Genomic DNA, 20231 nt, shown 5'->3' on the forward strand with positions numbered 1-20231 from the left:
AACCGACAGTGGAGTGACATGATGACCTTTCTGAAAACATTGACCTATGCGAGTTCTATCGCCTTGCTTGCCGCCACAGCCCAAGCGGCGGAAGTCAAAATCGCAATGAACGGCGCGGACGATCCTGTCGCCAACGCCGAAGCCGCCTTTGCCCACGGGTTTGCCGATGCGCTCGAAGGCACCGAGTTCGAAGTCAAGATTTTCCCGTCCAACACCTTGGGCAGCGAGAGCGAGCGCTATGACCAGATCGCGCAGGGTCTCGTCGAGGTGAACCTCGCGACGACCTCCACCGCCTTCGGGATGTCCCCGCTCGTGAAAGGCGCGGCGATGCCGTTCTTCTTTGCGGATGCGGAAGAGTTCGACACGGTGATTGGCGAGAGCAACATCATGGCCGAAATGAACGGCCCGCTGGTTGAAAACGGCGTGCGCATGGTTGGCTTCAACTTCATCGGTGTCGGCATTGGCATCCACAATGCAAAGAAACCGATCTCCAAACTCGAAGACATGCAGGGCATGCGCTTCCGCGCGCTCAATGCTGAACAGCTCGCCTTCCAAGAGGCGCTCGGCTCCAGCGGCACCATCGTTGCCTGGGCCGAGGTTGCGAACGCGATCCAGACCGGCGTGGCGGACGGCTACTTCAACCCGCCGAACTCCGCCATCCGCACGGGTCACACCGAGTTTCTCAAGCATTTTACCCCTGCCAACATCGCCCCGTCGATCCGCTCCGTCCTGATTTCCGAGGACTGGTACATGTCTCTGTCTGATGAGGAGAAAGCAGAGATTGATGCCGCCATTGACGCAGGGATCAAGGCGAACCGCGATTGGGTCGATGCATGGTCCTCTGAGGTGCGGACCCGCCACGAAGCCGCAGGCGTGACCATCACCGAACTTGAACCCGGCGAACGTGAAAAGATGATCGCCCTCTCCGAAGGCGTCTGGGCCACAACCCTGAACCCCGAAGACCTCAAACTTTGGACCGACGCCAAGGCATCGGTGCAATAAGAACATAGGCCGCCCCCAATGAAGAACACCCTCGCCAATTCCGTGATCAAGATTTCGAACCTGCTTGATCGCATCGCTACCCTTCTCTCCGGGATAGCATTGGTTGTCCTTGTGGGGGCGGTCATGCTCCAAGTCATCGCGCGCTATGTGTTCAAGCAGCCGCCGGTCTTTACAGAGGAGCTCGCACGCTACGCGATGATCTGGGCCGGACTGATCGGCGCAACCATGTCGTTCAAACGCCGATTTGATCCCGCTCTTTTCAACGGAGCGACCCGAGGACCGAAGTTTCTCCTGCATGCAGCAAATGTCGCGAAGTCGCTGGTCGTCATTCTCTACCTCGCGCCGATCCTATGGCATGTATTCTTCGGCCCTGGCATGAACCCTGCGCGGGCGTTCATCACGCGACACAGCCGGACGATGGCGGACACCCTGCCCTTTACGACCTTCTGGGTGGCGATCGCCGTGCCTCTGATGATCGTCTTTATCTTCGTCCATCTCGCGGCACGCTGGTCCGGCGATACCGGCCTTGACGCACCCGAAGACGACGCAACCTAAAATCCCATTTTACGAGCAGGAGTTTTTCATGCAGGCGGACACTCTCATTCGCGGCGCCGATATTATTGACGGGACAGGCGCGCCACGTCGCAAAGGCGATGTGGCAATACAGGGCGACCGGATTGTCGCGACGGGTGATCTGCGTCACTGGTCCGCCGGCAAGGTGATTGATGCCAAAGGCCGCGTCGTCGCGCCCGGCTTCATAGATCCGCACGTCCACCACGATGGAGCGCTGTTTACGCAGCCGGACATGGAATTTATGACGAGCCAAGGCGTTACCACGGTGATCAACGGCAATTGTGGGTTCTCTATCGCGCCCGTGACGCTTGAGGGCAAACTGCCTGATCAGTTGCGGATGATCATTGATGATCCGCAACTCGTATTCCCGACCTATGCCGCCTATCAAGACCGGATCGCCAATGAACCGCCCGCAGTGAACGCCGCTTGTCTGATCGGACATTCGACCCTACGCATCAACGAACTCGCGGACTTGAACCAGCCCGCCGATGCCCGGCAACTCAAGGAGATGTGCCGCAAGCTCGATCAAGCGCTTGGCGAAGGAGCAATAGGTCTCTCGACGGGCCCTTTTTATCCGCCGTCCCGTGCTTCAACGACGGCCGAACTGATCGCTGTTGCCAAGGTCGCCCACGCTCATGGCAAGCTCTATGTCACCCATATGCGCGACGAAGGCGACCGCGTGATAGAGGCGCTCGAAGAAACCTTCACAGTCGGGCGCGAAAGCTGTTGCGGGGTACATGTCTCTCACCACAAGTGCGCGGGCATGAACAATCACGGCCTTTCGGAAGTCACCTTGAAGATGATTGACGAGGCCATGTCGAAACAGGATGTCGGCCTCGACACCACGCCGTGGGTGGCCTCGTCCACGATCCTCAACTCGGGACGCCATCGACAGGCCAGCCGTGTGATCGTTGCAGAATCCGCGCCCTTCCCCGAGATGGCAGGCCGCGACCTGAGCGACATTGCGGAGGAATGGTGCGTCGATCTAGACACTGCGATGGAACGGCTTTTGCCGGCGATGGGGGTGTTCTTCATCATGGATGAAAATGATGTGCAGCGCATTCTGAGCTATGAACACACAATCATCTGCTCCGATGGGATGCCCACCGGCAAACACCCGCACCCGCGCGTCTGGGGTACCTTCACCCGCGTCTTGGGTCGCTATGCGCGCGACCTGAACCTGTTCTCCCTCGAAGAAGCCATACGCCGCATGACCTCAATGCCCGCGGACCGGTTCGGTCTTGGCGGGCGCGGTAGGATCGCTGTCGGGGGCTTCGCCGATCTTGTGATTTTCGATCCCGAAACGGTGGCCGAAGGAGCGACATTTGAAACGCCAGTCCGCCCTTCTGTCGGCATAGATTGCGTGTTCGTCAACGGACGCGCAGTCTGGACCGATGGAAAGAAAACGGGGGCGCGTCCAGGCAGACCACTCACACAGACGGCGCCGTGTCAGATCGTTTAAGTGCGGCACGCACAGCAATGCCTCCCCTAAATTCACGCAGCCATTTCCGCGATGGCTGTGTGTCGGGCATAAACGAACATCAACCGAAGGGGCCCCATTTCTCGTCCGATGGGACGGCTTGATCTACGGCCATTTCACATATCGGTCAGGCGGCTTTATTTACAAACCGTCGATGCAACGCGATAGAGATTGGCCTCGCCGTACCAGGGACCGACGAACATCGCCCCAACAGGAAGCCCATCGACCTCGCCACACGGGACCGTCAGGGCCGGATGCCCCGTCACGTCGAATTGCGACGTCGAGACATTCACACCCAATGCGCGCTGCATAAAGTCTGAGAGACTTGTCTCTGCATCCGGCAATTTCGGAGCAACATAGGGCAACGTCGGCATCAAGAGCGCATCAACGCCACCAAGCGCGGCATCATATGCAGCCCGCATTTTGAGAGACAAGTTCTGGGCCTTGGCGTAGCTTTTGCCCTGCGTCTGGCGAAGTGCCCAAGTGCCTGTCAAAAGAGAAATCTGCAAGGTGATCGGAAGCTCCTCGGCACGCGATTTCCAATCCTGCATGGCTTCCATCAACTCGGGCGCATATTGCCCGCGCCAATTGAAGCCCATTCCCAATCCTTCCATCATTTGACGGGTCAATCCCTCGAGGCCAATCGGGGCCCAGACTTTATCGGCAATGTGATGTTCCGGGATTGAGACCGGCACCACTTCCACACCTGCCTCTTCGAGGCGTTCCGCAAACGCCCGAACCGTTTTCGCAACTTCAGGCTGCATGCCTTCGACAGAGAAGCCCTCTTCAAGAAGCCCGACCCTCATACCTTTGCCGCCACGCTCTAGTGATGCGGGATAGTCCTGTGCCGGCATTCCTTGCTGACGCGGATCGAGGCCGTCAGGGCCCGCCAGAACCGATAGCATCAAGGCATTGTCGGCAAGCGTGCGGGTCATCGGGCCCGCATGATCGAGTGTGGCCTCGATCGGCATAATGCCGGTGTAGGGGACAAGCCCGTGGGTCGGTTTCATTCCAATGATACCGCAATGACTCGAAGGAATGCGAATTGAACCGCCCTGATCTCCCCCGACAGCCATATCGACGTCCCCGTTCGCGACAAGTGCGGCGCAGCCCGAACTCGACCCTCCGGCGGATCGTGTTGGATCCTTCGGGTTGAGGACAGGTCCGCTTGCAGAGGTAAAACTCGCACCTGACATACAGAAATTCTCGCACACCGCTTTCCCGGCAATGCGCGCGCCCGCCTCCAAAAGCCGCGTCACGACAGTCGCGTCTCGCGATGGAATAAAGCCTTCGAGCAAAGAAGAGCCGTTGGCCATCGGCACTTCTGCGAGGAAGATATTGTCCTTCAAAGCAACAGTACGCCCCGCCAACGGCCCCTCTTCAGCGCCAACCAAATCACAGGTCGCATACCATGCGTTTAGAGCATGCTCTGGAAGGTGGCTGGTCACCCGGCGCGGATAGACGGGCTTTTCCGGGCTATCATCAAGTGCGTCACAAAGATCGTAGGCTTGGAAGCTGCCTTCCATAATCTCGGACATCTCAGCCGCCCGCTCTTTCGTGAGAGTCAAACCGAGCTCGCTGCCCAATGCGATCAGTTGCTGTGTGTCGGGTCGGTTAAATGCCATGATCAACTCCTTCAGGATGTCCCGTCAGAATTATTGAATTGGCAACTATTGTAAATGCTATATTTTAAAATTACTCATTTGCGATAATATTCAGATCATAGCCCTGCGCTTCAGCGATCAAAATCGATGCGCGCGCGCCGACGGGCCGCACTTCTGACCCATTGCGGGCCGAACGTCCGGGAAGAACAGACCCTAAATGGCTTCGCAATTGTGTCGGCACGGAGGATCGGCTCTGTTCCATAAGAGCCGCCAGATTATAGATCCCCTCATAGACCGACTGACCATACGCATTGACGGGTGGCGGAGAGTCTCCGAAGTGATTGTAGTAACTCTCGAGAAACAGACCGTTGTTTCGCGAACGCTGGTTCGCAAAGTAACTGGAAGCCGCGAACAGGTTTTCGGTATCGTCAGGCCCGAGGCCATAGAGCATCGTTTCATCAAAACCCGGAATGCAACGCGTGATGCGTCCCGCCAACCCTGCTTCGGCGAAGGCGCGATTGAAGGAAACAGAGTCGAGTCCGAGGAACATCGGAATCACGGTATCTGCACCGCTCGATTTCAAGTTCTCAAGCACCAATGAATAGTCGCAGTCGCCCAAGCGCTGAAACGCTTCGCCCACCACTTCGCCGCCCGCAGCCGCGATCAGACGCCGCGCGACAGCAAAACTTTCTCTGGGCCAGCGATAGTTTGATCCACAGAGAAACACTTTCCGGATTTTACGCTTCTCGGAAATCACACGCAGAGCAACACGAAGCAAGTCCTCTGTGGTTTCTCCGGTCGCGATCACGTCAGGGCTGTGTTCTCCTCCCTCGAACTGCGGCGTGTAAAGAAACGGGATGCGGCCAGCCAAAGCTCTCGTTACATCGGCGCGTGCGTAACTCGGAAACATGCCGATCATCGCCTCTGCCCCGCGATCTTCGACGGCCTCGAGAGCGAGTTGCCCCGAAGCGCGTCCGCAGTCCTTGGCAAAAAATTCGACGTGCCGACCAAGAATGCCGCCGCCTGCGTTAAGTTCGGTTACCGCGAGTTCAGCTGCCGCAACAGCGGAAGGAGACCACAGTCCGGCAGGGCCAGATTGCGCAACCAGCAGGCATAACCTCATGGGCGTCGAGGAATGGCGTGAAATCAAGGAAGCAGTCATGTTTTGAGCCTCCCACCGAGACACGCGCAGCTTCCAGTTCAAAATTCGCCAAAGCCCCTTGCCGGACATCGCTGTGTTAGTGGTGACCGTTTTTTGTGCTCTGCGCGTGGTGTCTGCGTGTTAATTTGCCAAAGTTCTCAGAATGCGTGAGAGCTCTGCACGATCTCCCGCCGCGATAGATTCGAAGACTTCGCTCTCACAGGATTCGACAGGCTTCGCTGCCCCAGCCTGAAGTTCACGACCGTGATCTGATATGAAAACCAAGACTTTACGTCTGTCTGTTGGAGATGGGGCACGATAAACCGATCCGGCTGACACGAGACGATCAACCATCTTCGTCATGGTCGGCGGATCGACCAAAGCCCAAGCTGCAAGGTCACTCATCGTCCGGCCATCCTCTTCCGCAAGCGCGGTGAGAATGCGGAAATGCTCGAGTGAAAGCCCCTTCTCTTTAAGTGTGGAGGACAGCGAACTTTCCAGTCTTCGATTAACTTGGGCAATCAAACGCGTGAGCGGCAATACTGACTCTGTCATCTCACGTAACCTCCAAAAACTTTCTTTTCCATTATTTGCCTTTTCAGTTAATTCGCTTGTCGTTTTGACGCAAGAAAAATTCCACCTCGCCCAAAAGTTCAAAAAATAGGCAATTTTCACTGAATTCCGGGATTCCAATAAATTTGCAAAAATAATAGTTGCTGTTTCAATTATTTTACTTTCAGTTGATCTCAACACTAAGCGAGACCGGAGAATATCCCGTGGCACATGCTCTCGAAGCAATCTCAATCAGCAAGACTTACCAGTCCTCGGATGGACCGAATACGGTTCTGCGTAACATGTCATTCCGTGCAGAGAAGGACGAGTTCTTTGCCTTCGTCGGGCCGTCGGGGTGTGGCAAGTCGACATTGTTCAACATCATCACCGGTCTTCTGGCCCCCGACACCGGCAGCATTGTTGTCGATGGGTCGGAAACGACCGGACGGGTCAGTGAAAAGATCGGATATGTGCTTCAGAAAGACCTCCTCTTTCCGTGGCGGACTGTCGAAGACAACATCATCCTCGGCCTCGAAATCAAAGGCGTCTCCAAGCGCGAAGCCCGCGCAATGGCCAGCGACATACTCAAAGATTACAAAATGAGCGGCTATGAGCGGAAATTGCCCGGTGAATTGTCTGGCGGCATGCGTCAGCGCGTTGCCCTTATGCGCACGATGGTGACCGATCCTCAAATCATCCTCATCGACGAAAGCTACAAGGCTCTCGACTACCCTCTCAAAATCGAACTGGAGGGTGAGTTGCTCGACCGTGTGAAAGGTTCGGGCAAAACCGTGATCTTCATCACCCACGACATCGAAGAAGCCGTGACTCTTGCAGACCGTGTTTACGTGATGAAAGCACGACCTGGTGAAATCGTCGAGGAAATCAAGATCGATCTGGGAACCGATAGCCACAACATCCCGGAACGGCGCATGTCTCCGCATTTCAACGAATACTACACACGGATCTGGAAACGGATCGGCGGTGCCCACGCCGCTGTCGCCTGAGCCGAAAGCTGGAAAGACTCTCAAAATGAGCACGCACACAGAAACCGCCCGCCAGGCGGCACGTCGCCCCCTCGCCAATCTCTTCCCGCTCACCTCCAATCCGATCGGACGCCGATATGTACTGATCGGCCTACAGGTCGCGATTACCGTTGCGCTACTCGCGACTTGGGAATTCGGGGCGCAGGCCGGCTGGATCAACCGCTTCCTCTTTGCCAGCCCGTCCATGGTTTGGGACGTTCTCGTCGACCGGGCTCTGTCGGGGGAATTGCTCGAAGATGTATGGACGACCTCTGTCGAAACACTCGTCGGCTACATTGTCGGCGCGATTGGCGGATCTTTGATTGGCCTCGGCCTATGGTATTCACGGTTTATTTCCGACCTCTCGGCACCGTTTATTGCAGCACTCGGGTCCATTCCGGTCCTCGCTGTGGCGCCTATGACGATCATCTGGTTCGGGACCGGCATCCTCGCCAAAGTCATGATTGTGGCCTTCTCCTGCATCGTCGTTTCGCTGACGACCTCCTACAAAGGCGCGATGCGTACGGACGAAGATCTGATCAACCTGATGCGGTCTTTTAACGCGAAACGGTCCGCGATCTTCCTGAAATTGGTGGTTCCCGCTGCGATGCCTTGGGTCTTCTCGGGTCTGAAGCTCTGTGTCGGCTTCTCCCTCGTGGGCGCAATTGTCGGCGAATACATCACCTCGCAGAGCGGTGTCGGTCACATGATCCTGCTCGGCTCCTCCAACTTCTCCATGAACATCGTCCTCGCCGGCATCGCGGTGGTGATGGTCATGATGCTTGTCTTCAACGCGCTGATCACTCTCCTCGAGCGCTTCATTCTATCTTGGGAAAGGAAATAAACATGAACCGTAGAACCCTCCTCGCCTCTACCGCTGCCTTCGGTCTGACGCTCCTGCCAGTTGCAGGCTCCGCACAGGACATGACCGAAGTGACCATCAACCAAGCGTTCCAGTCGCTGCTGTACCTCCCGCTCTATGTGGCTCAGGAACAAGGTTTCTTTGCCGACGAAGGTCTCGAAGTGACGATCGAAACCGGTGGCGGTGGTGCGCAGAGCTGGGCTGCTGTGATCGGCGGGTCCGCACAGTTCTCCATTCAGGACCCGGTGTTCGTCCCGAAGTCTCGTGAAATGGGCGCCGACGGTGTTGTCGTTGCTGGTGTCCAGAACGCGCCGACCGTGTTCATCTTCGGTTCTGACGAAACCCCGCTTCAAGATGATCTGTCCCTGCTCTCCGGCAAGCGCGTGATCACCTCCCCCGAGCCGGACACCACCTGGGCCTTCATGTCCTATCTGATCGAACAGGAAGGCCTCGAAGACGTGAACATCGTCAACGTGTCCATCGGCAACGAAATTCCTGCGGTTATGGCCGGTCGTGCCGACTACGCTCTCGCAGTGGACCCGCAAGTTGCTCAGGCCGAGCTCGATAACGGTCTCTCTTCGGTCTACTCCTTCTCGGCGAACAAGGACTGGTACCCCTACGCATTCTCCAGCCTCACCACGACCCAGAGCTACATCGACGAAAACCCGGAAGCTGCACAGGGTGTCGTGACAGCCTTCGAACGAGCGTCCCGTTTCATCTACGCAGACTTCGACCGCACCGTTGAGATCGCGCAAGAGTACTTCCCGACCCTTTCCGAAGAAGTCGTCCGCACCTCCGTGCAACGAGAAATCGACGCGAAAGGTTACCCGGAAAACGTGCTCGTGTCCGAGAAAGCTTGGGAAAACAACATGAACATCTCCGTTTATGCCGGCACGCTGACCGAATACCCGTCAGATGCCACTTCCTACGCTGCAAACGTCAACGTCGAGCTCGCCACGAAAGCAGCCGAAGCCGCAGACGCACTCAACTAAGGCGTCCGCCAAAATGATCGGCGTCGGACAGTTTCTTGTCCGACGCCACACCCCCCAAACCCCGTCCTACCAGACGGGTAATAATTGCCAAAATTTCCGGAAAGATCCCGATGCCGCTCCCTCTTGAAACCCGCCTCGCCATGATTGGCCTTTCCCACGATGAGATGACCTCCGATCTGCGAACGGTTGTCTCAGACTGGGCTACACGCTGCGAGGCACTGACGGCGTATGCAAAGGCGCATCTTGATCCCTACGAAACGCCGTTGAGCGCACGGGTTTCGCCATTTGGCCCTGTGCGCCGGGAAAGCGGTCGAGGTTTCACACTCGAACAGGACACCCGCGCCGGAGAGGCAAAATGAAAGACATGACTGAAACTGACCTCGCACAGATGGATATGACAGAGGCCGGACGTGCGGTCCGCGCTGGCCGTACAACTTTCGAAGAACTCACATGCGCCTGTCTGAAGAGGGCGGAAGAAACTTCGGAGCTGAATGCATGGGAACGCCTGTGCACCACGGAAGCCCTCGATGCGGCGCGGGCTCAAGATACGTTGCTCGCAGCCGGATATGACCTCGGCCCACTTCAGGGCATGCCGATCGGCCTCAAGTCCAATATCGCTGTTGCGGGGTTCCCTCATACCGCAGGATCCCAAATCCTCGCCGAACACATCGCGACGCGCGATGCGGATGTAACGCACCGCTTGAAACGTGCCGGAGCCGTTATTCTTGGTCAAACCAACATGCACGAGTTCGCGTGGGGCGGGACGACGGACAACCCACATTACGGACAAGGCCGCAACGCCCGGGACCCGAGCCGTATCCCTGCCGGCTCGTCGGGCGGTTCCGGTGCAGCTGTGGCGGCCGGGTCTGCCATGGCTGCACTTGGGACGGATACGGGGGGATCGGTGCGTCTGCCCGCAGCCCTCAATGGAATCTATGGATTGCGGCCCGGAGTCGGAAAGCTGCCCGTAGATGGTATTTTCCCGCTCGCGTTTTCCCTTGATACGGTTGGTCCAATGACGCGATCGGCGCGGGACGCGGCTCTCCTCTATCGAGCGATGTCTGGCGAAACCGACCCCTCGCTTGAGGCGCGACGCGCCACTTTACCGCGACGCCTCGGACTGCCCGTTGAATATGTCAGGGCGCGGCTCGAAGCAGGTGTGGAAGCTGCATTCGACGGATGGCTGAAAAGCCAGCGCGCGCGCGGCATAGAAATCGTCGAAATTGATCTGCCGAACATGGATCTTGCGGTAGATGCTTTGGTCATCGCCGATGCAGCAGAGCCGACCACCCTGCATGATGCTTGGCTCGATCGCTGCCCTGAGAACTACGGCGATGATGTCCGGGCACAACTTCTCGCCGGACGCAGTATTCGGGCGACCGACTATCTGCACGCTCAAAGATTCCGAGCCGCCTTTCGTCGTCGTGTTCTTGGCATTCTTGATGACGTGGACATGATCGTGATGCCGACGCTTCCGTTTGTTGCACCAGAGGTCGGGCAGACAGAAGTTATCCTTTCAGGCCATCGCGAAAGTGCGCTGACTGCAAATATGCGCTTCACGGCTCTCGCGAGCTGCGCAGCTCTGCCTGCGCTCAGTTTGCCAGCAGAGACTGGCGACGGGCTGCCAGTCGGAATTCAACTGATCGGACGGGACGGCGCAGAGAGCGACCTTCTCTCCTTCGCCGCGAGCTGATCTCATGATGAACTCCGATGTCCACCCGCGAGAAATGCGAGGTGGCTTGCCGATCCGCGCACTCGCGCTATTGATCGGTGTTTGTGCGATATGGGCCGGGAATGCGGTCTTTCTCCGGTATTCGATCGGCATCCGATCCCTGCCCCCAATCCATGTGGCGGCGGGCCGCTTTCTGATTGTTGCGGTCTTGCTGTCACCGCTTTTGCTGCGACCAATTACAAATCTCCCGCGCATTCTTGTCGCGGGCCTCTTAATGGGGGCGTGCCATTTCGGCTTCCTGATGGTCGGCTACGGGCAAATCACAGCCGTCGCCTCCGCCGTTCTCCTCCAGATCGGTGTCCCTTTGACGGCACTGCTCTCCATGGCTCTCGGCGCAGAACGTCTCTCGGTTCGCCGGCTCCTGCTCGTCGTCGGTTCAACCGTTGCGATCATCTTTGCGCTCGGTGGCCCGGGACAACTTGATCTGATCGGGGCAAGTTGCATCATCCTGGCCGCGGCGACGCTTTCTCTCGGCTCAGTCATAATGGCGAGAAGCGGATCTGTCGGTGCCCTTACCATCCAGGCGTGGACGTCCATTGGATCCGCCGTCGTTCTGTCGGCATTGGCTCCACTTCTTGAACCGGAAGGTCTCGGCGAGCTCACCGCACAACCTTGGCTCGCGGCCATCAGTATCGTCGCACCGGCCCTTATCGTGACTGTTGGCGCACATACGGTTTATTATCATCTCCTTAAAAACCATCCGCCCAGTCTGGTCTCAGCCGTCACGGTGCTCTTTCCTTTACTCACGATTGTCTTCGGGGTGGTGTTTCTCTCCGAGACACTCAGAGCGCAATTCGTCATTGGGACAACGATCGCCGTTCTGATCCTCAGCCTCCTCGTGATAGACCGCCGCCGCTGAAATGGCGCAATGTCGCAAAGTGAAAGGAAGTATGAAGGTGGATCAGCTCTTTTATCTTCACCGCTGCCAACGGATGCCTTCAAACACCCCTACCTCAAGCCATCCGCATCAGATCGAAAGAAAGTTTCTTTCATTCGGTGCCAAATAAAAAAGGCCCCACTTTCGTGGGGCCCTTGAAGCATTGAGCAGAGAGATCAAACGATCGCTTATACGCCGGCGTAAACCGGGAACATGCTAGCGTCGCCGTAGTCCTTGATTTTCTCCATGGACTTGAGGGCGTCCATGTCCTCGGCGGAGATTTCAAAATCGACGGTGGCGTTGCTTTCCATGTGGGCAGGCGTTGCGGTTTTCGGCAGCGGGAGCAGGTCCAGTTGCAGGCAGTAGCGGATCGCCAGCTGCGGCAGGCTCACACCGTATTTGTCGGCCATGGCCTGCACTTCGGTGTTTTTCATCAGCTCGCCGTGGCCCATTGGAGAATAGGCTTCCACGAGGATGTTCTTGCTCTGACAGTAGTCGATCAGTTCGAAGGGCGTGTTGGTGATGTGGGCGAGGATCTGGTTGACCATCGGCGCCACAGTGCCGTTGTCGATGAGATTGTCGAGGTCGGCTTTCTCGTGGTTGGACACGCCGATGGCGCGGATTTTGCCCGCTTTATAGAACTCTTCGAGCGCGGTCCAGGCGGCGAGGTTGCCTTCGAAATAGCGATCTTCGCCACCGAATTTGTCCCAAGGCGTCGGGCTGTGAATGATCATCAGGTCGATGTAGTCGACGCCCAGAAGATCGAGCGAGCCCTGGATCGCGGCTTTCGCGCCTTCATAGTCCTTGATGCCTGCGTCCAGTTTGGTTTGCAGGAACAGCTCTTCGCGCGCCACGCCGCAGTCACGCAAGCCTTCGCCCACACCGCGTTCGTTCCCATAGGCCTGTGCGGTGTCGATGTGGCGGTAGCCGAGTTTGACGGCGGCTTTCACGGATTCGGCGACTTTGTCGTCGTCAATCATCCAGGTGCCAAGGCCGAGTTTCGGGACTTCGACGCCATTGGAGAGGGTGAATGTCTCTTGAAGGATCATGAGATCTTCCTTTCTTTGCGTTTGGCCGTTTGCCGAACTGGGCAAACGGGGCTGTTTCCATCTGTCCCAGACGGGACATCGAACAGCCGGTGTCATCTTGATGTGCTCAATCTAGGCCAAAGCGTGAGCTATTATAATCCGGGCAAAATAGATGCCACTCATGACTCAAAATCATGAGTGACTCCTTTTAGCGCAAATCTAAGGTCAGCCGTTGTAATCTTCGTCCGCGACCTTCTCCATCCAGGTCACGGCAGAGCCATCGACGGTCTCTTGGATCGCATAGTGGCTCATGGCATTTTCGGGTGCTGCCCCGTGCCAGTGTTTCTCGCCCGCCGGGAACCAGACAACATCGCCAGCGCTCACCTCTTCGACCGGACCACCTTCGCGCTGAACACGACCACGTCCAAAAGTGATGATGATGGTCTGACCTGCGGGGTGGGTGTGCCATGCGGTGCGCGCGCCCGGCTCGAAGGTCACATGCGAACCACCGACGCGGCCCGGCTCTTCGGCTTGGAACATCGGATCGACACGCACGGTGCCGGTGAACCAATCCTCGGGACCAGCCATGGAGGGGATGCTGCCGGAACGGATGATTTTCATGGGGATACTCCTTTCAGAAACGCGGGCTCAGCCGCGCAATTTGTCAAAACGATAGGTCAGAGCCGGGCCGCCGGGCTGGACATAGGCCAGTTCCACGGTCGCCATGGCGAAGGGTTCGATGAACCTCGCGTTGCGCATGCCGCCACAGTCCAACGCCTCAAAACCGACATCGCGGATCAGCCCGAACGCGATTTCCTTGGCGCCCGCGTCATCACCATAGGTCATGACCTGCGGTGCAGGCCCCTGCCCTTTGCGGGCAAAGACCGGATAGAAACTTTCCGAGGGGTTGGTGTTAAAACATGACACCCAACGCGCCTCGGGACGCAGTTTTGCCAATTCCTCGGCACCAGACGAAGTCGTGCCGACGACCAGCGCTGTGTCACTGTCGTTGAGCGGCAAGGAACAGTTGAGCACCACCTTGCCCGCCAGATCCCCCGCCTGCTCCAAAACATCGGCGCGGCGCGACCAATGCACCGCCAAAAGCACCGCATCGGCGCCAGAGACGGCCTCCGCCACAGTGCCCGCAAAGGCGCCGACCTCGCTTGCAAGCCGGTCGAGCTTGGCACGGCTGCGGGCATAGGAAAAGGTCACGTCATGCCCCGCCTCGGCCCAGATGCGGCCGAGTTTGCCGCCCATGAGACCCGATCCCAGAATGCCGATTTTCATGCCAAGCTCTCCTTTCAGCGCCTCAGTTTACTCTGCGCGGTTCTCAAACACCTCTTTCGCGACCGGCATGGCGGAGAAGACCTTCGGCCAGCCCGCATAGAAGGCCAGATGCGACAGCATGGCGCCGGCTTCCTCTTGGGTCAAACCATTGTCCATGGCGCGGTTGAGGTGGAATGTCATCTGTTCCGGCTGACCGGCGGCGATGAGGGCGGCGACGGTGACGAGGCTGCGGTCACGCGGTGCGAGGTCCGGACGGAGCCAGAGATCGCGGAACAGCACGTCGCGGGTGTTGTCCACCACACCGATGCTGACATCGCTATAAAGCCCGCTGACAAGCTCCTCGCGCGCATCCTCGGCCTCTTGGTTCAGCGGCAGGAATTCAACCTCTGCGCCGGGAAGACTATCAGGCGTGATGCCACGGGCCTCAAACACGGGGGCTGCGGCTTCGGCGGCGGCGGTGGCGTTGCCAAGACCGGTGTAGAAGGCGAGATGGGTGATGGTCTCGGAGAGTTCCGCAGGCGTTACACCGGCGTCCAAGGCCAGCGTCACATAGCTGTCGAGGTTTTCGGTCTCATGACGGGTCATGAGGGCTGCAAAGGTTACGAGCGCGCGGTCGCGCACGGACATGGCCTCGCTCTCCCACTCGGAACCGAGGATCGTCTCGCTGGTGTAGGCCTCAAGCGCCGGAGCGACTTGGGCAAGCGACGACGGCACGGTGTCGCGCACGTCCTGCGCGAGAGCGGCACTGGTCATAAGGGCAAAGGCGGAGGCGGCGATCGGGGTCTTTTTCAGGGACTTCTTCGGGAACGTCATGGGGAACTCCTGTTGTTTGTGTCTGCTGCACATGTGGGGCGGATTGCTCTGCGGTTAATGCCGCTGTGCATCACCCCACTCATGAGCCGCTTTCATCAATCCCCTAAACACCCCTCTGAGATCAGATTTACGCCCGTTCCCTGAGCGCATCCAAGACCACCGTGAAGGCCGAAGACGGCCTCTGGCGGCTTGGGTAATAGAGGTGAAACCCGGGGAAATACGGGCAATAGTCATCCAGACAGATACGTAGCGCCCCACGATCAAGATGCGGCTGCGCCAGACGTTCGGGCACAAGCGCCAACCCATGCCCGTCAATCGCTGCCTGAAGCACCGGGTTGACGGTGTTGAAACAGGCTTGCCCCTTGACCTTGACGTTGATCTCCTGCCCGTCCTTGTCCTCGAATTCCCAGGCATAAAGCGCGCCATGGGTCGAGAGGCGCAGGTTGATGCAGCGGTGATCGACCAAATCTTGCGGCACATCAGGGGTGCCCAGCGCCTCGAAATACTCCGGCGCGCCGACACAGATCATCCGCTCGTCCGGCCCGATCCGCATCGCGATCATGCCGTCACTGACCTGATCGCCGTAGCGCACACCGGCGTCACATTGCGACGCGGCCAAATCGGTGTAGCCGTAGTCCATGACGAACTCGACATTGACGGCGGGGAATTGCTTGAGCACTGGCGAGAGTTTGGGCCAGAGAATGCTCTCGATGGCGTATTCCACGGCAACGATCCGCACGGTGCCAGTGGGCGTATCCTGGGAATCGTTGAGCGCCTGCAACCGGCTTTCGATTTTCTCGAAACAGGGGTTGAGGGTGGCCAAAAGGTCCTCCCCTTCCAGCGTCGGCGCCACCGTGCGCGTCGTGCGGGTCAAAAGCCGCAATCCAAGGCGCTGCTCCAGCCCCTTAATGGTATGGCTCAGCGCCGATTGCGACACGTTGAGCCGAGCCGCAGCCTTGGTAAAGCTGCGCTCTTCGGCCACAGCGGCGAAGGCGATAAGGTCGTTGATATTCTCGCGTATCATGAGGGAAGCCGGAGGTTGGGAGGTGATCATCTAACGGGTTCCCTCATGATATATGTTTCAGACTCATAAAGTCGACGGATTATGCGAAGCTCATAACGGGATCGTTATGGCGCAAGTCTCACGAGCCGATCGTCCGAGGCACCATCGCGGCGGGGCGAACGGTTGGTGGTGATGGCATAGACTTCATCGCCCACAACCAGAACATCGCGAAGACGCTCCCCTGCGGCATAGGCCTCTGAAACGGCGCCCGTCTCAGAGATACCCAGCACAGCACCTGCCCGAAGTCCGGCGAGCAAAAGCCCCTGCCCTGAAGACGTCAGACCGGACGGCGCCCAGGTGCTTCGACCGGAGTGCGCGAAAGGCGCCTGCATCCCCTCACGGGTCTCATCGCCTTGGATCACGGGCCAGCCGTAATTGCCGCCCGCGACAATGCGATTGACCTCGTCGTGACCGGATTGCCCGTGCTCTGCGGCAAACATCTGTCCCGACGCGTCCCAAGTGATCCCCTGCGGATTGCGATGCCCCAAAGAGTATACTGGCGAACCTGGGAAAGGATTGTCCTCAGGCACCGCGCCCTCCGGCGTCAGGCGCAGGATCTTGCCCGCAAGGCTCTCCACATCCTGCGGCAGCGCGCGGTTTTCGGTCCAGCCGGTGGTGACATAGAGCATCCCGTCCGGCCCAAAGGCAACGCGCCCGCCGTTGTAAAGCGGATGGCCCGGGATATTGTCCAAGAGGACGCGAGTCTCACGCCAAATCTCTCCGTCTCTCTCAACCTCGATCACCCGGTTATAGCGCTCTTCGGGCGTGCCAGCGTGATGATAGAGCACCGCGCGGCTGGTGTCGGCAAAATCGGGACGCAGCGCGAGGCCCAAAAGCCCCCCGCCACGATGATTCAGGATCGGCACAGAGGTCTCGACGGGCAGACGCGTAAAGCCCTCCCCGTCGAACAGGCCCAAGGTGCCCGCCTTCTCGGTCACATAGATCACATCGCCATGCGCCTCGATGTCCCAAGGGTAGTCGAGACCGTCCAAGACGGTCTCCCCCTGTGCCATCGCCACACCTGTCACGGCGCAGGTCAGCCCCAAGGCTACGCCCCGCAGCGCGGGTCTCAGCTTACCCACCATATTCGGCATCCGTGACTTTCTCGCCCCACTCAACCGCGGAACCGTCGACGGTGGCCTGAATGGCGTAATGCGTGACCGAGGTGCTGTCAGTCGCACCATGCCAATGTTCGACACCCGGCGGACACCAGACCACGTCGCCCGCAGTGATGACCTGTTTCTCCTGCCCGCGTTCTTGGGTCCAGCCCGTCCCATGGGTGATCACCAACATCTGACCTGCCGGATGCGTGTGCCACGCAGAGCGTGCGCCCGGAAGGAAGGTCACTTCGCCCGCACTCACGTCATTCATCTCAGGTGCAAAGACCGGCGCGACATAGGCAGTGCCGGAAAAAGTCTCGTCACTGCCGATCTGACCGGGGCGTTCGTGATGGTGGGAGATTTCGACGGATTGTGCGAAGAGCGCGGCGGGGGCCAGTGCAAGCGTCAGGCCCAGTGCAAGTGTGCGTTTCATAGGTGTTCCTCTCTCAAATGATGCATGTTGCAGACAACCTAGGTCGCGCACCCTTTCGGATCATGGTCACTTCTCTCAACGCATTCATGATGAGCCCTCATGAATGGCTTGCATGGAATAGCGATTATCCTCGCCGCGTTTTGCGCCATTTTATCGGCATACATTTGACCCCTTCCCCAAAAGAGGATGCCAAAGAAACCATGTGTGACGCGTGTAACACCTCCCCCGAACTTCTGACCCGTGACGGCGAGAGCCGCCGTGGCTTTCTGACAGCAGGGGCCGCCGCCGCTGTGGCCGCGCCGCTGGCCGCCACAGGCTTTGTCGGGGCCGCCCGTGCGCAAGACGCCCAAGACGCCAACGCTCTGGCCGAAAGCCAAGTGCAATCCTGGGCCGCCTTCGACACCGACGGCTCTTTTGCCCCCCACACCATCACCCGCCGCGCAGCCGGGCCGAAGGATGTGGTGGTCGAAATCATGTATAGCTCGATCTGTCACTCCGACATTCACACCTACAAAGGCGACTGGGGCCCTGCGGTTTACCCGCTTGTGCCGGGCCACGAGATGGTCGGCCGCGTTGTGGCCGTTGGTTCCGACGTGATCAAATTCCGCGAAGGCGACTTCGCCGGTGTCGGCACCATGGTGGACAGCTGTGGCGAATGCGCCAACTGTCTCGCCGACCGTGAACAGAACTGCCTCAACGGCACAACCTTCACCTATGGCTCCGAGGACAAGATCTCCGGTGGTGTGACCTATGGCGGTTATTCCAAGAAGATCGTCGTCAAAGAAGAGTTCGCCCTGCGCATCCCGCCGGGGGTTGACCTTGCGGGGTTTGCGCCGCTCTTGTGTGCGGGCATCACCACCTTCTCTCCGATCAACCACTGGGATCTGAAACCGGGTCAGCGCTATGGCGTGATCGGCATGGGCGGTCTGGGCCACCTCGCCGTCAAACTCGCCGTCGCAAAAGGCGCCGAGGTTGTGGTCTTTACCACCTCCGAGGACAAAATCGCCGATGCCAAGGAATTCGGCGCCACAGAAGCCTATCTCTGGTCCGACGAAGAGGCACTCGCACAACAGGCGATGAGCTTTGATCTGATGATCTCCACCGTCCCCGTGGCCTACGACATGCAGTCCTTCCTCAACATGCTGAAACTCGACAAGACGCTGGTCAATGTTGGCGCACTGTTCGAGGTCCAAGGCGCTCAGGGCATGATGATGGCGTTCAACCGCCAGAGCCTTGCCGGCTCCATGACCGGTGGCATCGCGGAAACCCAAGCCGTGATCGACTTTGCCGCAGATCACGGCGTGGCCGCGACCTATGAGATGATCACCCCGGATCAGATCGGCGAGGCTTGCCAAAAGGTCGTCAACAAAGAGGCGCGCTACCGTTATGTCATCGACATGACTGCGGCCTGATGCCATCCTGTCAGGACGGGCCACAGTGTCCGTCCTGACACACACCTTACGGAGCCAGAGAGATGTTCGCCCCCCTCTTCCGCACCGCCTTGCTCGGCCTCGCGTTGACCGCACCGGCCTTCGCGGACAGTTCCGAGACGACACTTCAGAAAGACAGTATGATGACGAAAATCCAGTTCACCTTCGGCTCAGAGGTTCTCACCGCCACGCTCGACGACACACCCGCCGGACAGGATTTCGCCGCCATGTTGCCGCTTGAACTGGAGCTGAAGGATTACCACGGCATCGAAAAGGTCGCCGACCTGCCGCGCAAGCTCGACACCTCCGGCGCGCCCCGGGCCTATAAACCCGAGACCGGCGACATCACGCTCTATGCGCCTTGGGGCAATCTTGCGATCTTTTACAAACCCTTCCAGAAATCCAACGGGCTTGTGCGTCTGGGCACCTTTGACGGATCGCTTGCGCCGCTGGTCAAAGCCGGTGACACACGCGTGCGGATCGCGATCATCGACTAGGGCCACACGCTCCGCGCCTTTCCCTGTTTACAGCCCTCTCTTTGAGTGCCAGTTTCCCGGCAGAAACGAACTTTGCCAGGACGCACCATGACCGACGACCTCACCGCCCGCCACAACGAAAAAATGCGCAAAATCAAAGCCGCGCGGGACAAGTTGATGGCGACAAAGACCGAAGAAAAAGGTCTCATCATGGTGCACACCGGCAATGGCAAGGGCAAATCCTCGTCAGGCTTCGGCATGATCATGCGCTGCATAGGTCACGGCATGCCCGCCGCGGTCGTGCAATTCATCAAAGGCAGCTGGGAGACCGGCGAAAAGACCCTGTTGCGCGAACGTTTCGCGGATGAAGTGCGGTTTTTCGTGACCGGCGAAGGCTTTACCTGGGAAACCCAGGACCGCGACCGTGATGTGGCAGCGGCGCAAAACGGCTGGCGCATCGCAAAGGAACAGATCCTCGACCCGGACATCCAATTCGTCCTCTTGGACGAGATCAACATCGCGCTGCGCTACGATTATCTCGACATCGACGAAGTGGTCGACTTCCTGCTCACTCAAAAGCCGCCGATGACCCACGTCTGCCTCACCGGCCGCAACGCCAAACCCGAGTTGATCGAAGCCGCCGATCTGGTAACCGAAATGACGTTGGTCAAACACCCGTTCAAGGACGGAGTGAAGGCGCAAAAGGGCGTGGAGCTTTAAATACATCCGGCCCCGGCGCGGTGTCGCACACGGGGCCGGTA

The 20231-nt window shown here is 58.6% G+C and carries 21 protein-coding genes; 11 read left to right on the forward strand and 10 right to left on the reverse strand.

What is annotated here, in order from left to right; translation table 11 throughout:
• The first annotated feature begins 21 nt into the window (after nt 1–21).
• The 3 genes from J5Y17_RS06885 to J5Y17_RS06895 are packed head-to-tail and all read left to right on the forward strand — an operon-like array spanning nt 22 to nt 3037.
• On the forward strand, nt 22–1002 hold the full coding sequence (locus tag J5Y17_RS06885) for a TRAP transporter substrate-binding protein (RefSeq protein ID WP_219784510.1): 981 nt from the start codon (nt 22–24) through the stop codon (nt 1000–1002).
• An 18-nt stretch (nt 1003–1020) separates the two neighbouring features.
• Nucleotides 1021–1557 (forward strand): TRAP transporter small permease, encoded by a 537-nt coding sequence (locus J5Y17_RS06890; RefSeq protein ID WP_219784511.1) that lies wholly within the window; start codon nt 1021–1023, stop codon nt 1555–1557.
• A 28-nt stretch (nt 1558–1585) separates the two neighbouring features.
• Nucleotides 1586–3037, forward strand: coding sequence for an amidohydrolase family protein (locus J5Y17_RS06895; RefSeq protein WP_219784512.1), 1452 nt, complete (start codon nt 1586–1588; stop codon nt 3035–3037).
• Nucleotides 3038–3192: 155 nt separating this feature from the next.
• On the opposite strand, the gene J5Y17_RS06900 is transcribed toward J5Y17_RS06895, so the two are convergent.
• From J5Y17_RS06900 to J5Y17_RS06910, 3 genes are all read right to left on the reverse strand, one after another.
• The gene (locus J5Y17_RS06900) at nt 3193–4680 is read right to left on the reverse strand and encodes an amidase (RefSeq protein ID WP_219784513.1); all 1488 of its coding nucleotides are present in this window, start codon (nt 4678–4680) and stop codon (nt 3193–3195) included.
• Between the two features lie 70 nt (nt 4681–4750).
• Entirely contained in the window at nt 4751–5821 is a 1071-nt protein-coding gene (locus tag J5Y17_RS06905) for a substrate-binding domain-containing protein (protein WP_219784514.1), read from the reverse strand.
• Nucleotides 5822–5941: 120 nt separating this feature from the next.
• A complete protein-coding gene (locus J5Y17_RS06910; RefSeq protein WP_219784515.1) occupies nt 5942–6553 on the reverse strand; it encodes a MarR family transcriptional regulator in 612 nt (203 codons plus the stop codon).
• A gap of 23 nt (nt 6554–6576) precedes the next feature.
• Here J5Y17_RS06910 and J5Y17_RS06915 point away from each other — a divergent pair, with 23 nt between their 5' ends.
• The 5 genes from J5Y17_RS06915 (at nt 6577) to J5Y17_RS06935 (ending at nt 11822) form a co-directional block, all read left to right on the forward strand.
• Nucleotides 6577–7359: an ABC transporter ATP-binding protein gene (locus tag J5Y17_RS06915; protein WP_219784516.1), complete on the forward strand. Its 783-nt coding sequence runs from the start codon at nt 6577–6579 to the stop codon at nt 7357–7359.
• A 25-nt stretch (nt 7360–7384) separates the two neighbouring features.
• Nucleotides 7385–8221 (forward strand): ABC transporter permease, encoded by an 837-nt coding sequence (locus J5Y17_RS06920; protein ID WP_219784517.1) that lies wholly within the window; start codon nt 7385–7387, stop codon nt 8219–8221.
• Nucleotides 8222–8223: 2 nt separating this feature from the next.
• Entirely contained in the window at nt 8224–9231 is a 1008-nt protein-coding gene (locus J5Y17_RS06925) for an ABC transporter substrate-binding protein (RefSeq protein ID WP_219784518.1), read from the forward strand.
• A gap of 355 nt (nt 9232–9586) precedes the next feature.
• Nucleotides 9587–10924: an amidase gene (locus J5Y17_RS06930; protein WP_219784519.1), complete on the forward strand. Its 1338-nt coding sequence runs from the start codon at nt 9587–9589 to the stop codon at nt 10922–10924.
• 4 nt (nt 10925–10928) lie between these two features.
• The gene (locus J5Y17_RS06935; protein WP_219784520.1) at nt 10929–11822 is read left to right on the forward strand and encodes a DMT family transporter; all 894 of its coding nucleotides are present in this window, start codon (nt 10929–10931) and stop codon (nt 11820–11822) included.
• Nucleotides 11823–12028: 206 nt separating this feature from the next.
• On the opposite strand, the gene J5Y17_RS06940 is transcribed toward J5Y17_RS06935, so the two are convergent.
• The 7 genes from J5Y17_RS06940 to J5Y17_RS06970 all read right to left on the reverse strand — a co-directional run bounded on the left by J5Y17_RS06940 (nt 12029) and on the right by J5Y17_RS06970 (nt 17564).
• A complete protein-coding gene (locus J5Y17_RS06940) occupies nt 12029–12889 on the reverse strand; it encodes an aldo/keto reductase (RefSeq protein ID WP_219784521.1) in 861 nt (286 codons plus the stop codon).
• 204 nt (nt 12890–13093) lie between these two features.
• Nucleotides 13094–13489, reverse strand: a complete 396-nt coding sequence (locus tag J5Y17_RS06945) for a cupin domain-containing protein (protein ID WP_219784522.1) — start codon at nt 13487–13489, stop codon at nt 13094–13096.
• Nucleotides 13490–13516: 27 nt separating this feature from the next.
• Nucleotides 13517–14155: an NADPH-dependent F420 reductase gene (locus J5Y17_RS06950; protein ID WP_219784523.1), complete on the reverse strand. Its 639-nt coding sequence runs from the start codon at nt 14153–14155 to the stop codon at nt 13517–13519.
• A 27-nt stretch (nt 14156–14182) separates the two neighbouring features.
• Nucleotides 14183–14968 (reverse strand): carboxymuconolactone decarboxylase family protein, encoded by a 786-nt coding sequence (locus J5Y17_RS06955; protein WP_219784524.1) that lies wholly within the window; start codon nt 14966–14968, stop codon nt 14183–14185.
• Between the two features lie 127 nt (nt 14969–15095).
• A complete protein-coding gene (locus J5Y17_RS06960) occupies nt 15096–15992 on the reverse strand; it encodes a LysR substrate-binding domain-containing protein (protein ID WP_219784525.1) in 897 nt (298 codons plus the stop codon).
• 104 nt (nt 15993–16096) lie between these two features.
• On the reverse strand, nt 16097–17116 hold the full coding sequence (locus tag J5Y17_RS06965; protein ID WP_255571938.1) for a sorbosone dehydrogenase family protein: 1020 nt from the start codon (nt 17114–17116) through the stop codon (nt 16097–16099).
• Complete coding sequence (locus J5Y17_RS06970) at nt 17106–17564, reverse strand: cupin domain-containing protein (RefSeq protein ID WP_219784526.1); 459 nt, start codon at nt 17562–17564, stop codon at nt 17106–17108. The genes J5Y17_RS06965 and J5Y17_RS06970 overlap by 11 nt, the downstream gene beginning before the upstream one ends.
• Before the next feature lie 200 nt (nt 17565–17764).
• Here J5Y17_RS06970 and J5Y17_RS06975 point away from each other — a divergent pair, with 200 nt between their 5' ends.
• The 3 genes from J5Y17_RS06975 to cobO all read left to right on the forward strand — a co-directional run bounded on the left by J5Y17_RS06975 (nt 17765) and on the right by cobO (nt 20190).
• Entirely contained in the window at nt 17765–18976 is a 1212-nt protein-coding gene (locus J5Y17_RS06975) for an NAD(P)-dependent alcohol dehydrogenase (protein WP_219784527.1), read from the forward strand.
• 62 nt (nt 18977–19038) lie between these two features.
• Complete coding sequence (locus J5Y17_RS06980) at nt 19039–19491, forward strand: cyclophilin-like fold protein (protein ID WP_255571939.1); 453 nt, start codon at nt 19039–19041, stop codon at nt 19489–19491.
• An 87-nt stretch (nt 19492–19578) separates the two neighbouring features.
• The gene (gene cobO, locus J5Y17_RS06985) at nt 19579–20190 is read left to right on the forward strand and encodes a cob(I)yrinic acid a,c-diamide adenosyltransferase (protein ID WP_219784528.1); all 612 of its coding nucleotides are present in this window, start codon (nt 19579–19581) and stop codon (nt 20188–20190) included.
• Nucleotides 20191–20231 lie beyond the last annotated feature (41 nt).

It is taken from the genome of Celeribacter sp. PS-C1 (assembly GCF_019429625.1).
In the GTDB taxonomy this organism is placed as follows: Bacteria; Pseudomonadota; Alphaproteobacteria; order Rhodobacterales; family Rhodobacteraceae; genus Celeribacter.